Below are 14,471 nucleotides of genomic sequence, written 5' to 3'. Positions count from 1 at the left end.
CCGGCTCCCGGCTCCCGGCTCCCGGCTCCCGGCTCCCGGCTCCCGGCTCGAGGTTCGCATACCTTGTGCGACCCCGCATGGCCTATAGCTTGCGCAAGGACGGCCAACCTATGCGAAGTCTGCCGGGGGTGGGCGGGCGGGCCCGAGGCGAGCGGGTCGTGCGAGTACGTCCGCGGATGACCGGGTCCACTGCGCCGGGTGCGAGCGCGCCTCGGGCGCGCGAGCATCGGGTAGGCGCGCCGATCTTCCGGCACCGGCGAGCGCACGACAAAGCCGAGGCGAGTCAGCGGATACGCGAGGTGAGCGGGTCGTGCGAGCGGTGGTGCCGGATGATCGGCCTCCCGGCGCCGGGTGCGAGCGCGCCTAAAAGAGCGGTATCCCCAGCTCCGGGAACACGGCCTTGCGGGTGGCGACGATGGCCTGGTCGACCCGGCTGCTGGGGTGGAAGTTGTGCTCGAACGGCTCGTAGGCGACGTCGCCGCCGTCGCTCATCGTCAGCGGGGCGCCCGGGCCGATCTCGTCCCGCCAGGCTTCCGGGATCGGGGTGTCGGGGTCGACCGGCTCGCCGCTGACGATGGCCAGCAGGTGCGTCCAGGCCCGCGGGACGACGTCGAGCAGCGCATACCCGCCGCCGCCGACGGAGATCCAGCGGCCGTCGGTGTGCTGGTCGGCCAGCTCGGCCAGCGCCAGGTACGAGGCCCGCTGGCCGTCCAGGCTCAGGTCCAGGTCGGCGAGCGGGTCGTGCCGGTGCGAGTCGCACCCGTGCTGGGTGACCAGGACCTGGGGCTGGTGGGCCGCGAGCACCTCGGGCACGACCGCGTGGAAGGCCCTCAGCCAGCCCGCGTCTCCGGTTCCCGGCGGCAGCGCGACGTTCACCGCGGTCCCCTCGGCCGCCTTGCCGCCGGTCTCGCTCGGGAACCCGGTGCCAGGGAACAGGCAGGCCGGCGTCTCGTGCAGGCTGACGGTGAGCACCCGCGGGTCGTCCCAGAAGATCGACTGCACCCCGTCGCCGTGGTGGACGTCGACGTCGACGTACGCGATCCGCTCGCAGCCCTGCGCCAGCAGCCACCTGATCGCGACCGCGATGTCGTTGTAGACGCAGAACCCGCTGGTCCGGTCGGGCATCGCGTGGTGCAGCCCGCCGGCCACGTTGCTCGCCCGTTTCACCTCGCCCGACCAGACGCTCCGGGCCGCCTCGACCGTGCCCATCACGACCCGGGCGGTCACCTCGTGCATGCCGGGAAAGGTCGGGTTGTCGGACGTGCCGAGCCCGTAGCGTTCGTCGTCGACGCCGCGCTCCACCGCGTCGATGTAGTCCTGGGTGTGCACGGTCCGCAGCAGGTCGAGATCGACGGCCGGCGGCTCGATGATCTCCAGCCGGTCCAGCACGCCCAGCCGGCGAGCCAGCGAGATCGTGTTACGCACCCGCCCCGGACCCATCGGATGATCCCGGCCGAAGTCGTACGACGTCAGCTCCTCGGAGAAGACGAGCCGACCGCTCACTGTGCTCTCCGTTCGCTGACTGATCCCGGACGCTCGCTCACCGGTCCGCCTCGCTCGCGGCCTGCCGGCGCTCCCGGTCCAGTCGAGCGGCCTCGGCCAGCGCCCGGCTGCGGTCCCGGGCGGCCTCCATCGCCACCATGAACGCGGCCCGGACCCGGTGCTCCTCCAGCTGGCGTACGGCCGCGGCGGTCGTCCCACCGGGCGAGGTGACCCGCTCCCGGAGCACCGTCGGGTGCTCGCCGGTCTCGCGCAGCAGCTTGGCCGAACCGAGCATGGTCTGCACCACCAGCTCGGTCGAGGTGTCTCGCGGCAGGCCGAGGTGGACACCGGCCTCGATCATGGCCTCGACCACGAAGAAGAGGTAGGCCGGCCCGGTGCCGGAGATCGCGGTCACCGCGTCCTGGTAGCGCTCCGGCAGGGTGATCACCCGGCCGGTCGCCGACAAGATGTCGCTGACCCGGTCGAGGTGCTCGGCCTGCGCGTGCGATCCGGGCGAGATGGCGGCCATCCCCTCGTCGACCTGGGCCGGCGTGTTCGGCATCACCCGCACCACCGGCGTACCGCTCGGAAGCTGGGACTCCATCGCCGCGGTGTCCACACCGGCCGCCAGCGACACCACCAGGGTTTCCGGGCGGATCGCGCCGGCGATCTCGGTCAGCAGGTCGTTCATGTCCTGCGGCTTGACCACCAGGATCACCGTGTCCGCGGCCGCGGCCGCCTCGGCGTTGTCCAGCACGACCACGCCGTACTTCTGCTGCAGCTCGAGCTGGCGCTCCGGCCGGCGGTCGGTGACGGTGATCTTGCCGGCGTCCCAGCCGGCCCGGAGCAGACCGGACAACACCGTCTCCCCCATCACCCCCGCGCCGAGGATGGCCAGCTGCCAGTGCTGTGTCATTGGGTGATGGTGTCCTTCGTGCTCGCGGCCGGCTGAGTCAGGCCCGGCTCCCGGAGAGCTGACGCGCGGCGACGAGCTCGGCGATCTGCACCGCGTTCAGCGCGGCGCCCTTGCGCAGGTTGTCGTTCGAGACGAACAGCACCAGACCCTTGCCGTCCGGCGCCGACTGGTCCGCCCGGATCCGGCCGACGTAGCTCGGGTCGCGGCCGGCCGCAGCCAGCGGATTCGGTACGTCGGTGAGGGCCACCCCGGCGGCGTCGGCCAGCAGCGCGCGGGCCTGGTCCGGCGAGATGTCGTCGGCGAACTCCGCGTGGATCGCCAGCGAGTGGCCGGTGAAGACGGGCACCCGGACACACGTCCCGGCGACCCGCAGGTCCGGGATGTGCAGGATCTTGCGCGACTCGTTGCGGAGCTTCTGCTCCTCGTCGGTTTCCTCGCTGCCGTCGTCGACCAGCGATCCGGCCAGCGGGACGACGTTGTAGGCGATCGTGGTGACGTACTTCTCCGGGGCCGGGAAGGTGACCGCGCGCCCGTCGAAGGCGAGCGCGGCGGCCCGGTCGGCGACGGCCCGCACCTGACCGTCCAGCTCGGCCACCCCGGCTCCGCCGGAACCGGAGACCGCCTGATAGGTGGCGACCTGCAGCCGGACCAGGGTGGCGGCCTTGTGCAGCGGGCTGAGCACCGGCATCGCGGCCATCGTGGTGCAGTTCGGGTTGGCGATGATGCCCTTCGGCGGGTCGATCGCGTCTTCGGGGTTGACCTCGGAGACGACCAGCGGCACCTCGGGATCCATCCGCCAGGCACTGGAATTGTCCACCACGATCGCGCCGGCCGCGGCGACCCGCGGGGCCGTCGCCAGCGACGCGGTCTTGCCGTTGGAGAACAGGGCGATGTCGAGCCCGGTGAAGTCGGCGCTGTCGGTGTCCTCGACGGTGATCCGGGTGTCCTTGAAGGGCAGCGTCTTGCCGGCCGAGCGGGCCGAGGCGAAGAAGCGGACGTCGGACACGTCGGACATGCGCTCCGCGACCAGCTGTCGCATCACGCCGCCGACCTGGCCGGTGGCACCGAATACACCAACTCGCATGGCGCCAGCCTAGAGCCACCCGGCGTGTCGAACAGAATCCTCTCCGAAGGGTGGGCATCGGACCTCCCGGCGGAGAGTCCGACGGCGATCACCCTGATTTCGGCACGCCAGTGGCTCGCGGAGCGCCGACTCGGGCGGGTACGACCGCACTGGAGGGTGAGGATCAGGGTCGACGCCTATTGACAACTATTCTTGTCAATAGCCAGACTGACGACCATGAGCGCGGTCCGGCTGGTGGAGGATCCGGTCGAGCTCGCGGGCGCTCTCTCCCCGGTCCGGCGAAGGGTGCTCGCCGCCTTGACCGAGCCGTCGTCGGCGACCCGGCTGGCTCCGCTGCTCGGGCTGTCCCGGCAGAAGATCAACTACCACCTGCGGATCCTCGAACAGCTCGGCCTGATCGAGCTGGTCGAGGTGCGGCAACGCCGCGGCTGCACCGAACGGGTGCTGCGCCGCACCGGACCTCTGGTGGTCGATCCCGCGGTGCTCGAGCCGGTAGGGAGCGGCGCGAGCGGACGGGTGGCGACCGGTGACCGCAATGCGGCGGAGCACCTGATCGCGGCGGCCGGGCGCACGGTCCGGGAGGTCACCCGGATGCAGGCAGCGGCCGCGCAGCAGGGCCGCCGGCTGCTCACCTTCACCGTCGAGACCGAGGTCGCCTTCGCCGATCCGGTCGACGTCCACCGGTTCACCGACGAGCTCGCGGCCGCCCTGGCCGCAGTGGCCGACCGCTTTCACACCGACGGCGGGCGCCGCTACGCCGTCACGATCGGCGGCCATCCCGCCGCCGCCCCCGCGCCCACCGGTGCCGCCTGATCAGGAGATGACGACCATGCCCGAGGACCAGAGCCGACCCACCAGCCCGACCGTCTCGGCCGTCCGCGTGGTCGCGGATCAGGATCGCCCGGTGATCGAGGTGACCGTGGCGAGCCCGATCGACGTGGTCTGGCCGCACCTGCGAGACCCCGAGCTGATCAGGCGCTGGCACGGCTGGGAGGACCCGTCGCTCGACGCCGAGATCGACTTCATCTACCGGCAGCACTCCGAGGCCGACGACGAGGCGCACGTGATCCGCTCGAAGGGCTGGCCGGAACCCGGCGCCGAGGATCTCGGCGATCGCTTCGACGTCACGGCGGCCGGACCGGAGGAGACCGTGGTCCGGATCACCCGCGGCCCGCGCGGGGTCAATGCGGACTGGGACGCGATGTACGACGACATCACCGAGGGCTGGATCAGCTTCCTGGCCCAGCTGAAGTTCGCCGTCGAGCGGCACCGCGGGGTGGACCGCCGTACGGTGTTCCGGTCCTGGTCCGGCGAGCCCGGGCCCCGGATCCAGGACCTGTGGGCGGCCGATCCGGCACCCCCGGCCTCCGGCGCGACCTGGCTGGACACCGACGGCCAGCTCGGCTTCGTGGTCGACGCGTACGGCCCCGGCCTGGTCGTGCTGGCCGACAAGCCCGGGCCCGAGCCGGGCACGGCGGTCAGCTCGATGGCGATCGTCAGCACGTACGGCCTCGGCGAGTCCGAACAGGCCGAGGTGGAGTCCGCCTGGGCCGCGTGGTGGTCGGCCCGGCACCCCGAGCAACCCGGCGACTGATCCCGGCCGAAGTTCACCGCCCGGCACCGTCCCGGGTCGGCGAAGATGGGTCCGTGACGGCGTACGACGCGGAACGGCCTGTGCTCCCGACCGAAGCGGCGTTGGGCGACGCGCCGCCGCGGCTCGGCTACGAGGTCTTCATTGTGCTGGCGATCTCGCTCGGCCAGTCCGGCGTGTACGCCCTGCTCCGGATCATCGAGCGGCTCACCCGGCCGCAGCCGCTGGGTCAGCAGAGCTCGACCCTCAACCAGTCCGTCACCCCGGACCGTCCCTGGCTCGACCTGACCTACCAGCTGGTCAACATCGGCTTTGCGCTGGTGCCGGTGCTGCTCGCGTTCTATCTGCTGGACCGCACGAACCGGCCGGCCGGCGCAACGATCGGGTTCGACCTGCGCCGGCCCGGCTTCGACGCCTGGTTCGGGGTGGTGATCGCGGCCTGCATCGGCATTCCGGGCCTCGGTCTCTATCTGGGCGCGCGGGCGCTCGGGCTGAACACCGAGGTCCAGGCATCCGCCCTGGCCAGCACGTGGTGGACGATCCCGGTGCTCGTGCTCTCCGCCGCCCAGAACGCGATCCTGGAGGAGGTGATCATGATCGGCTTCCTGTTCACCCGGCTGCGCCAGCTGCGCTGGCCGATCGTGGCGGTGATCGCCTTCTCCGCGGTGATCCGCGGCTCCTATCACCTCTATCAGGGCTTCGGCGGCTTCGTCGGGAACATGATCATGGGAGTGGTGTTCGGGCTGATCTATCTGCGCTGGAAGCGGGTCGGCCCGCTGGTGGTGGCGCACACGTTGCTGGACGTGGTCGCCTTCGTCGGGTACGCCCTGGTCGCCCCCCACGTGTCCTGGCTGTAATCGCATCGGTCGTCGGCGGTTCACGGATCGGTCAACCGGGCCGGATAGAATGTCCGGACAAACACCAGTCACATCGAAGGAGTCCCCGTCATGAGCGAAGCCACGGTCCGCTACCAGCTGCCCGACCGCAACCTCGGGCTGGAGCTGATGCGGGTGACCGAGGCGGCGGCGATGGCCGCCGGCCGCTGGGTGGGTCGCGGTGAGAAGGAGAGCGGCGACCAGGCCGCCGTCGACGCGATGCGCTTCAGCATCGGGAGCGTGGCAATGCGCGGCGTCGTGGTGATCGGCGAGGGCGAGAAGGACGAGGCGCCGATGCTCTACAACGGCGAGGAGGTCGGCGACGGCACCGGACCGGGATACGACATCGCGGTCGACCCGGTGGACGGCACCACCCTGCTGGCCAAGGGGATCCCGAACGCGATCGCGGTGATGGCGGCCTCCGATCGCGGCAGCATGTACGACCCGCACGCGGTCTTCTACATGGAGAAGCTGGTCACCGGCCCGTCCGCGGCCGGGGCGGTGGACATCGACGCACCGGTCGAGCACAACGTGCTCGCGGTGGCGAAGGCGATGGGCGGCAAGCCCTCCGACGTGACCGTGTGCATCCTGGACCGGCCGCGGCATGCCGAGCTGATCGCGCAGGTGCGGGCGACGGGGGCGCGGACCCGGCTGATCTCGGACGGCGACGTGGCCGGCTCCATCGCCGCCGCCCGCGAGGGATCCGGGATCGACCTGCTGCTCGGCTCGGGCGGCACCCCCGAGGGCATCATCACCGCGTGCGCGATGAAGGCGATGGGTGGCGCCATCCAGGCGAAGCTGGCCCCCAAGGACGAGGCCGAGACCCGCAAAGCTCTCGACGCCGGCCACGAGCTCGGCCGGGTGCTGCACACCAACGACCTGGTCCGGGGCGACAACACGTTCTTCGTGGCGACCGGGATCACCGACGGCTACCTGCTCCGCGGCGTCCGCTACAGCGCCGCGGGCGCCAGCACCCAGTCGATCGTGATGCGCTCCAAGTCCGGCACGGTCCGGGTGGTCGAGAGCACCCATGTGCTGGAGAAGGTCCAGCGCGCGATCGAGGCGGGCAGATCGGACGACTGACGCATTTCGAGCGCTCGAACCTGCTGTCGTCCCCAGTCACCGCCTGACGGACGCTCGAGCGCCCGAAATGCGACATCAGCCCCGCAGCTCCTGCCGGATCGTGGCGATGAAGACCTCGGGATGGTCGAGCACCATCGAGTAGGTGAACCGGAGCACCCGCCAGCCGGCCCCGACCAGCGCATTCTGGCGCCACCGATCCGACTCGAAGACACCGAGGTCGGTGGCGTGGATGCGCCCGTCGATCTCGATCGCCAGCCTGATCCGATCGAACGCGATGTCGATGTAATAGAGGTCGCCGCCCGCGGTTCGGAACGGGTAGTTGGCGATCCATCCCGTGATCTTTGCCGCACGCAGCAGTCGATGCCCCACGCGCTCCGGATAGGACCAGCCTCCGCTGCACGAGTCGAGCGTCACCGCCCACCGACTCGCGTTGCCGCGCCGGTAGGCCGTCAGCTCGAGCGCCTCGCGGAGCGAGTCCACGGTCACGACCCGCCTCCGTAGCGCCACGTCCAGCGACTCGGTGTGCTCCAGATCGGACAGGTCCAAGGCGGTGAGTGAGGGAACCGTGAGGCTCAAGCCGCCGCGGACCGTGATCAGTTGCGCCGGGATGCGGCGTCGCTCCCAGACCAACCCGGGCGAGCGAACTCGCGGCCGCCCGGTCGCCGCGGACACCGACGGCCAGCGCACCTCGGGCCAGTAGCTCAGCCGTGCCGCGGTGGCCCCGGTGAAGACGGTCTCCCGGTGGGCCCGGCTCACCGCGAGCACCAGGGTCGCCGGGTCGCGGGACAGTTCGGGAACCGTGTAGACCCCCGGCAGGATCGCGACCAGTTCGCCCGCCTGCGCTCGGCGCTGCAGCGACCGCGACAGGTGCGGGTGCTCCTTGCGCACGACCAGACCGTGCCGGTCCAGGAGCGCGGTGATCTCGCTGTGTGGTTTCACATCCAGACACTGCGGAGAACGGGCTCCGCGTGCCGGGTGGGCGCCAGATCTGTGGACAACGGTTCGACGGAGGCTCGACCTGTGGACGACGCATTTCGGGCGCTCGATCCTCGCAAGGGCGGACGGTGGCCGACGGCAGCGCTTCGAGCGCCCGAAATGCGTCAGCCGCGGGAGACCAGGCTGCGCGCGAAGAAGGTCAGGTTCGCCGGACGCTCGGCCAACCGGCGGACGAGGTAGCCGTACCAGTCGGTGCCGTAGGGCAGATAGACCCGCATCGGGTGGCCGGCGTTGGCCAGCCGCTGTTGCTCGGCAGGACGGATCCCGTAGAGCATCTGGAACTCGTAGCTGTCCGGAGCGCGCCGGGCGCGGGCCAGCAGCGCCGTCGCGATGTCGATCAGCGTCGGGTCGTGGGTGGCGATCAGCGGCTTGCCGGCGCCCTCGATCAGCACCCGCAGGCACCGGACGTAGGACCTGTCGACCTCGTGCCGGTCGGTGAAGGCGACCGAGGACGGCTCGTTGTAGGCGCCCTTGCACAGCCGTACCCGCGAGCCGGCCGCGGCCAGGTCCCGGCAGTCGGCCTCGGTCCGGACCAGGTACGCCTGCACGACGGCCCCGGTGTCGGCGAAGTCGCGCCGCAGCTCCGCGACGACCTCCAGCGTGACGTCGGTGGTGGTGTGGTCCTCCATGTCGATGGTGACCGTGGTGCCGGCCTCGCGGGCGGCGGCACAGATCCGGAGGGCGTTCTCCAGCGCGATCGCCCGGCCGTCGGCGCCGAGCGCGAGGCCGAGCGCGGTCAGCTTGACCGAGACCTCGCAGTCCTTCGCCAGCCCGGCGTCGGTCAGGCCGGCGAGCAGTGCGGCGTACGCGCCGACGACGGCGTCCGCCTGCGCCCGGTCCAGGGTGTCCTCGCCGAGGTGGTCGACGGTCACCGACAGGCCCGCACCGACCAGCCGGGCGGCGACCGCGAGCGCGTCCTCGGTCCGATCGCCGGCCACATAGCGCTCCACCACGTCCCGGGTCACCGGGGCCGAGGTGATCCCCTTCCGGATCGCGGCACTGTGCGAGACAGCCAGCAGCGCCCGTCGCAGCACGTGATCAGACCGCGCTGGTGACGCCGCTGCTGTCCACGGCGTAGTGGGCCTGGACCGGTGCGGCCAGATGCAGCCGGGCGAACGCCAGCGACTCGGCCAGGTCCGCCTCTCGCTGGGCCCGCGACTCGCTCTTGCGCGAGTTCACCTCCAAGACCACGTGCCCGTCGAAGTCGTTCGCGGCCAGGAAGCCGAGCACCTCACCGGCGCGCTGGTCGCCCCGGCCGGGCACCAGGTGCTCGTCCTTCATCGACCCGTGCCCGTCGGTCAGGTGCACGTGCCGCAACCGGGAGCCCCACGCCTTCGCCAGCTCGAGCGACTGCTGGTTGGCCGTCGAGGCGTGGGAGAAATCCAGCGTCAGGTCGGAGTAGTCCTCCTGGGTCGGGTCCCAGCCCGGGACGTACGCCTTCAACTCGCCCCCGGGCGTGCGCCAGGGGTACATGTTCTCGACGCAGAAGGTCACGCCGGTGGTCTCGTTGAGCCGCTTGACGCCCGCCACGAAGGTACGTCCGTAGTCGCGCTGCCAGCGGAACGGCGGGTGGACGACCACGACCGGCGCGCCCAACCGGACCGCGGCCTCGGCGGACCGCTCGAGCTTGGCCCACGGGTCGGTCCCCCAGACCCGCTGGGTGATCAGCAGGCACGGCGAGTGCACCGACAGCACCGGCACCCCGTGATAGTCGCGCAGCTTCTCCACCGCGTCGATGTCGGCGGCCACCGGGTCGATACCGACCATCAGCTCGACCCCGTCATAGCCCAGCCGGCGGGCCAGCTCGAACGCGCTGGACGTGGTCTCGGGATAGACCGAGGACGTGGACAGTCCGACCTTGGCCGGCGGCACCTTGATCAGGGCGTTGGCCGGCGCCGGCTGGGTGGTCGCCACCGCATCGGACACGCCCTCCAGCCTAGCCTGAGCCGGCCCGCGGCGGGCGGGCGAGCGGGTCGTGGCTGGCTCACCCGCCGACTCGCCGGACCGTCGGCACCGGCTGGCCGCGGCGCGCGGCCTCGATCGCCAGCCGCCGACGCAGTCGCCGGCTCGGCCCGGTGAACGCCCGGATCCGCTGCACCGCGCCGCCCGCCGGCAGGCTCCAGTCCGTCAGCGGCCGCTCGACGACGACGTCCAGCGAACCGCCGGCCGGGACGCCCGATCCGACCAGCACGACGTTCTCCTGCCAGGCCAGTCCCGCTCCGACCCGGTGGAACGTCAGGCACACCGGTCCGGGCAGCGGATCGGTCCCGGCGGGGAGCACGAGCCGGTAGCCGTGCTCGGTGCGCTCGGCCGACACGGCGCGCAACGGCAGCGGGCCGCCGTGCGCGACCATCGTGACCACCGGTGTGCCCAACCGCGCGGCCCGATCCGCGAACGGCCGCCAGTCCACCGGCGCCCGTGACGGTCCCGGCTGCCGGCCGGACCCGAGGCGCCGCGCCCCGCCGTGGAGGACGACCGAGGAGCCGGGACGTCGTGGTCCCGGGGCCGGTTCCGACGCCGGTACCGCGGCGGGTGTGGGTGCCGGTCGTGGGTCCGAGGGCGGTGCGATCGGCGGGACGACCGGTTCCCAGACCCGCGGGCCCTGGTCCAGCCGGCCGTCGGGCCACCAGGTCACGCGGATCGGGGTGAGGCCGACCCAGATCCGGGCGAAGTACCACCCCATCCGCTTCAGCACCCACCACGGCTGCCCCTGAAGTCCCTGACCGCGGGCCAGGGACTCGCGGACGTACCGGTCGGTATTGGCCTGCAGGTCCGCGTCGCGGACATCGGCCAGCCCCTCGACGAGCACGACGGTGGTGTCGTCACCGGTCCGTCCGGACAGATCGGAGAACAGCAGGGCGATCCGCGGGTTCCGCCGCGCGCGCTCGGCCTTCTGCGGGTAGCTGAGACCGGTCGAGACGTCGAGGGTGCGCTCGCCGACGTACGGCGTGACGGCCCAGGTCACCGGCCGTCCGTCTCCGGTCAGCGAGGCGTACTCGCAGGCAAGAGTGTCGGCGAACACCCCGGTCAGCTCGACCGGCCACGCCGGAGTGGGCGGCGCTGACGGCGGCCGGACGCCGGGTACCGCGGACTGCCAGTCGATGATCATGATTTCCCTCCTGCTGATCGGCTGACCACCAGGTTGGCGAAGCGCTCTTTAGCCGCACTTGGCGAGCGCTTGGCGCGCCCGCTCCAGCCAGTACGCCCCACCGTTGCGCTCGAGCAGGTCGACGGCCGCGGCGAGCCGGTCCCGGGCGGCGTCGAGCTCGCCGAGAGCCAGCTCCGCCTCACCCAGATGCCCGTCGTACGCCCCGATGATCGAGGAGGTGACGCCGTTGACGCACAGCCCCCCGGAGAATGGCGCCAGGGCGTCTCGGGAGTCCGCGATCACGCCGCGCTCACCGAGCGCGACCGCGAGCTGCAGCCTGGTGAGGGCCGCGGTCAGCCAGGTGAAGTCCCGAGGTGGCATCGGCGTGGCGTGCAGCAGGCTCCGGGCCCGCTGCCGATCGCCGTCCGCGTCGCGCTGGAGCAGGCAGAGCCCGAGCAGGTGCGCCTGGCCCGCCAGCCGAGTCGCGGCATAGACCGACTCCGCGACATCGACGATCTCGTCCAGCCGGCCGAGCTCCCACATCGCCAGGCAGCGCTGCGCGACCTCGGAGACCGCGAACGCCCGCGACTCCGGTGCGCTGCCGATCCGATAGGGCGGGCCACCGGTGCTCAGGCCGTCCAACAAGCCCAGCGCCGCCGCGTGCCGGCCGGCGAAGATCTCCAGGCCTGCTCGGGTGCCGCCGATCTGCCGCAGCAGGGCGGGATCGCGCAGTTCCCGAGCCTGCCGCTCGACCGCCTCGAACGACGGCAGCGCCGCCGGCAGCCGGCCCTGTTCGACCTCGTGGCTGGCCAGACACAGGTCGGCGATCGCGCGCAACGTGGGCGACAGACCGGGCTGGGCGCGCAGGTCGGCAGCGGCCGCCGCCCGTTCGGCCATGAAGTCCTGGCCGCGCAGACCGATCAGGCGCAGGTGCCGGATCCGCAGCGCCAGGCCGGGCTCGGTCCATGCGAGGTCTGCACCGAGGGCGGCGTCGGCGGCGGCCAGCACCTCGGCCTCTCGACCGCTCGCGGCCAGCAACACACCCCGGCACGCCTGACCGAGCGCCCAGATCGGCGATCCGGCGGGCAGCCGCTCCAGCGCCGCCTCGACCTCGGGGAGCAGCCGGCCGGGCACGGTGCTGACCCGCCACGGGATCCAGACGCCGAAGGAGATCGACACGTCGACGGCACGGATCATTCGAACCGGATCGTCGTCGGCCAGATCGAGCGCGGCCGAGACCGCCGCCCAGCCGGCGTCGTACTCCCCCGCGGCGTAGCGCGCCCGGGCCAGCCCGACAGACAGGTCGCAACGGCCGGCGGCGGGCCGCCCGGCGAGCAGCGACGCCGCGATGGCCTGCTCGAACAGCGCGGCGGCGTCCTCCGCCGCATGTCGCCGCAGCGCCGACTCCGCCGCCAGGGCGCAGAAGTCGGCCGCCGCGCCGGCCGGCTCGGGTCCGAGTTCTGCTGCCGCCAGCCAATGCCGGGCGATCACCGCATGCTGGTCGACGCGATCACCGCGGCTGCGGGTCAGCGCGGCGGCGCAGCGCTCGTGGTGCAGCGCGCGCCAACCGGCGGACCGGCGATCCAGCAAAGCGTCGATCACCAGCGCATGACTGAACCGCAGCCTGGTGCCCTCGCCGCCGGGCCGGAGCAGCCCGACGGCTTCGGCGGCGTCCAGGGCCTCGATCGTGTCGGCGATCGGTTGCCCCGAGACCTCCGCCACGAGCCACGGCTCGAACACCTCGCCGACCACCGCGGCACACTCCAGCGCTGCCACCGCCGCGGGCCCCAGCCGCTGCACCCGCGCCAGAACGACGTCGCTGACCCCGGGCGGCACCTCGCCGCCGGCCCGGGCCAGCTCGCCGACGAAGAACGCGTTGCCGCCCGTCCGGGCCAGCACCGTGGCCGCGGCCTCGGCCCCGGGGTCGGCGCCGCCGACGGTGGTCAGCACGGCTCGTACGTCCTCGGCCGACAGCCCGCCGAGGGAGATCCCCAGCGCACCGCTGCGCGCCAGGCCGGCCAGCGCGCCGGTCAGCCGCGCCGCCTCACGCCGGCGATACGTGCCGACCAGCAGCAGCCCCTCGACGTGGGCGTCCGCGAGATGGGCGAACAGCCGGATGCTCGCCTCGTCGGCGGCATGGAGATCGTCGATCACCACGATCAACGGACCGGACCGGCCGAGCTGGGCGGCGACGGAGTCGAACCAGCGCAACCGCGAGCCCTCGGCGTCGTACGTCGCGGCCGCTTCGCCGATCGACCTGCGCTGCACCCCGGGGTCGAGCCGCGCGAGCTCGTCGAGGACCTGTTCCCAGGGACGCAGTGCCGGCGCGGTGTCGTGGTCGGGGCAACGACCCCACAGCACCGGAGTCGCCGCGCGGCCGGTGGCGTGCTCGACCAGGGTGGTCTTGCCGGCACCCGGCTCGCCGTCCACCAGCACGGTCGCCGAGCCGCCCGTCGAGGTCAGGGCCACGAGCTCTCCGAGCCCGGCCAGTTCGTCCTCGCGGCCGACGAACACCGCGCCGGCCGGCGCCGGCCTCGGCCCGGTGGGGTTCGGCCGCTGGACCCGGACCGGGGCGCTCGGCCCGACGTCGTCTCGCCGCAAGATCGCGGACTCGAGCCGCTGCAGCTCCGGTCCCGGATCGAGGCCGAGCTCATCGGCCAGCACGGCTCGAACCCGGCGGATCGCAGCGAGCGCGTCGGCCTGTCGACCCGCGGCCGCATAGCCGCGGGCGAGCAGCTCCCAGGCACCCTCGCGGAGCGGCTGATCGGTGACCAGCGACTCCAGCTGCGGCAGGGCCTCGTCGACGCGACCGAGTTCCAGCAGCGCTCGGGCCCGGAGCTCTCGCCCGGTCAGCCGGAGCTCGTCCAGCCGACCGATCTCCGGCTGCGCCCAGGACGCGGCCCGGACGTCCCACAACGCGTCGCCACGCCACAGCGCCAGCGCAGCGTCGATCTCGTCCCGCGCGCGCAGCCGCCCGCTGGTGGATGCCTCGGCCAGCCCGTCTGCGGCCGCTCGCACCCGACGCTCGAGCTCGCGGACGTCCAGCCCGAGCGTCTGGGTGCGCAGCGCATAGCCGTCGCCGACGCTGACCAGCACCCGCGGCTCGGCGCGGCCCGCCCGCTCCGGCTCGAGCACGCGGCGCAGGTTGGAGACATAGACCTGCAGGCTGCCGACCGCCGACGGCGGCGGCTCGCCGTCCCACAGCCGGTCGACCAGCGCGTCGACCGAGAGCATCCGATCGGGGTGGACGGCGAGCGCCGTGAGCAGCGCTCGCTGCTTGGGCGGCCCGGGATTGATCGACTCCCCGCCGTCGGCGACGAGCTCGGTCGGACCGAGCAGGTTGAGCCGCACGGTGG

At 72.6% G+C, this 14,471-nt stretch carries 12 protein-coding genes; 4 read left to right on the top strand and 8 right to left on the bottom strand.

Annotated elements, in window-relative coordinates:
* Positions 1-363 precede the first annotated feature (363 nt).
* The 3 genes from ABD747_RS04335 to ABD747_RS04325 are packed head-to-tail and all read right to left on the bottom strand — an operon-like array spanning position 364 to position 3,482.
* Complete coding sequence (locus ABD747_RS04335; protein ID WP_344801866.1) at positions 364-1,503, bottom strand: acetoin utilization protein AcuC; 1,140 nt, start codon at positions 1,501-1,503, stop codon at positions 364-366.
* 37 nt (positions 1,504-1,540) lie between these two features.
* The gene (gene proC / locus ABD747_RS04330) at positions 1,541-2,398 is read right to left on the bottom strand and encodes a pyrroline-5-carboxylate reductase (protein ID WP_344801865.1); all 858 of its coding nucleotides are present in this window, start codon (positions 2,396-2,398) and stop codon (positions 1,541-1,543) included.
* Positions 2,399-2,435: 37 nt separating this feature from the next.
* Entirely contained in the window at positions 2,436-3,482 is a 1,047-nt protein-coding gene (locus ABD747_RS04325) for an aspartate-semialdehyde dehydrogenase (protein ID WP_344801864.1), read from the bottom strand.
* Between the two features lie 216 nt (positions 3,483-3,698).
* Between ABD747_RS04325 and ABD747_RS04320 the strand changes: the two genes are divergently transcribed.
* The 4 genes from ABD747_RS04320 to glpX all read left to right on the top strand — a co-directional run bounded on the left by ABD747_RS04320 (position 3,699) and on the right by glpX (position 7,031).
* Positions 3,699-4,295 carry an ArsR/SmtB family transcription factor gene (locus ABD747_RS04320; RefSeq protein WP_344801863.1) on the top strand — a complete coding sequence of 199 codons (597 nt, stop codon included), beginning with the start codon at positions 3,699-3,701 and terminating at the stop codon, positions 4,293-4,295.
* Between the two features lie 7 nt (positions 4,296-4,302).
* Positions 4,303-5,076: an SRPBCC family protein gene (locus ABD747_RS04315; protein WP_344801862.1), complete on the top strand. Its 774-nt coding sequence runs from the start codon at positions 4,303-4,305 to the stop codon at positions 5,074-5,076.
* 53 nt (positions 5,077-5,129) lie between these two features.
* The gene (locus ABD747_RS04310; protein WP_425562479.1) at positions 5,130-5,930 is read left to right on the top strand and encodes a CPBP family intramembrane glutamic endopeptidase; all 801 of its coding nucleotides are present in this window, start codon (positions 5,130-5,132) and stop codon (positions 5,928-5,930) included.
* A 90-nt stretch (positions 5,931-6,020) separates the two neighbouring features.
* The gene (glpX, locus tag ABD747_RS04305) at positions 6,021-7,031 is read left to right on the top strand and encodes a class II fructose-bisphosphatase (RefSeq protein WP_344801861.1); all 1,011 of its coding nucleotides are present in this window, start codon (positions 6,021-6,023) and stop codon (positions 7,029-7,031) included.
* A gap of 75 nt (positions 7,032-7,106) precedes the next feature.
* Here glpX and ABD747_RS04300 read toward each other — a convergent pair whose 3' ends face one another.
* The 5 genes from ABD747_RS04300 to ABD747_RS04280 all read right to left on the bottom strand — a co-directional run bounded on the left by ABD747_RS04300 (position 7,107) and on the right by ABD747_RS04280 (position 14,466).
* Positions 7,107-7,970 (bottom strand): endonuclease domain-containing protein, encoded by an 864-nt coding sequence (locus tag ABD747_RS04300; RefSeq protein ID WP_344801860.1) that lies wholly within the window; start codon positions 7,968-7,970, stop codon positions 7,107-7,109.
* A 161-nt stretch (positions 7,971-8,131) separates the two neighbouring features.
* Complete coding sequence (locus tag ABD747_RS04295) at positions 8,132-9,061, bottom strand: proline dehydrogenase family protein (protein WP_344801859.1); 930 nt, start codon at positions 9,059-9,061, stop codon at positions 8,132-8,134.
* Between the two features lie 4 nt (positions 9,062-9,065).
* Positions 9,066-9,899 carry a sugar phosphate isomerase/epimerase family protein gene (locus ABD747_RS04290; RefSeq protein ID WP_344802031.1) on the bottom strand — a complete coding sequence of 278 codons (834 nt, stop codon included), beginning with the start codon at positions 9,897-9,899 and terminating at the stop codon, positions 9,066-9,068.
* A gap of 112 nt (positions 9,900-10,011) precedes the next feature.
* Positions 10,012-11,136 carry a pyridoxamine 5'-phosphate oxidase family protein gene (locus ABD747_RS04285; protein ID WP_344801858.1) on the bottom strand — a complete coding sequence of 375 codons (1,125 nt, stop codon included), beginning with the start codon at positions 11,134-11,136 and terminating at the stop codon, positions 10,012-10,014.
* Positions 11,137-11,184: 48 nt separating this feature from the next.
* The gene (locus ABD747_RS04280) at positions 11,185-14,466 is read right to left on the bottom strand and encodes a BTAD domain-containing putative transcriptional regulator (protein ID WP_344801857.1); all 3,282 of its coding nucleotides are present in this window, start codon (positions 14,464-14,466) and stop codon (positions 11,185-11,187) included.
* Positions 14,467-14,471: the final 5 nt, after the last annotated feature.

Source organism: Microlunatus ginsengisoli (assembly GCF_039537205.1).
GTDB classification, from domain to species: domain Bacteria; phylum Actinomycetota; class Actinomycetes; order Propionibacteriales; family Propionibacteriaceae; genus Microlunatus; species Microlunatus ginsengisoli.
This window is presented reverse-complemented; position numbering and strand designations above follow the sequence as displayed.

Coding starts and splice junctions, on each gene's coding strand:
- proC (WP_344801865.1), bottom strand. CDS start 2,398: ATGACACAGCACTGGCAGCTGGCCATCCTCGGCGCGGGGGTGATGGGG.
- ABD747_RS04325 (WP_344801864.1), bottom strand. CDS start 3,482: ATGCGAGTTGGTGTATTCGGTGCCACCGGCCAGGTCGGCGGCGTGATG.
- ABD747_RS04320 (WP_344801863.1), top strand. CDS start 3,699: ATGAGCGCGGTCCGGCTGGTGGAGGATCCGGTCGAGCTCGCGGGCGCT.
- ABD747_RS04315 (WP_344801862.1), top strand. CDS start 4,303: ATGACGACCATGCCCGAGGACCAGAGCCGACCCACCAGCCCGACCGTC.
- glpX (WP_344801861.1), top strand. CDS start 6,021: ATGAGCGAAGCCACGGTCCGCTACCAGCTGCCCGACCGCAACCTCGGG.
- ABD747_RS04285 (WP_344801858.1), bottom strand. CDS start 11,136: ATGATCATCGACTGGCAGTCCGCGGTACCCGGCGTCCGGCCGCCGTCA.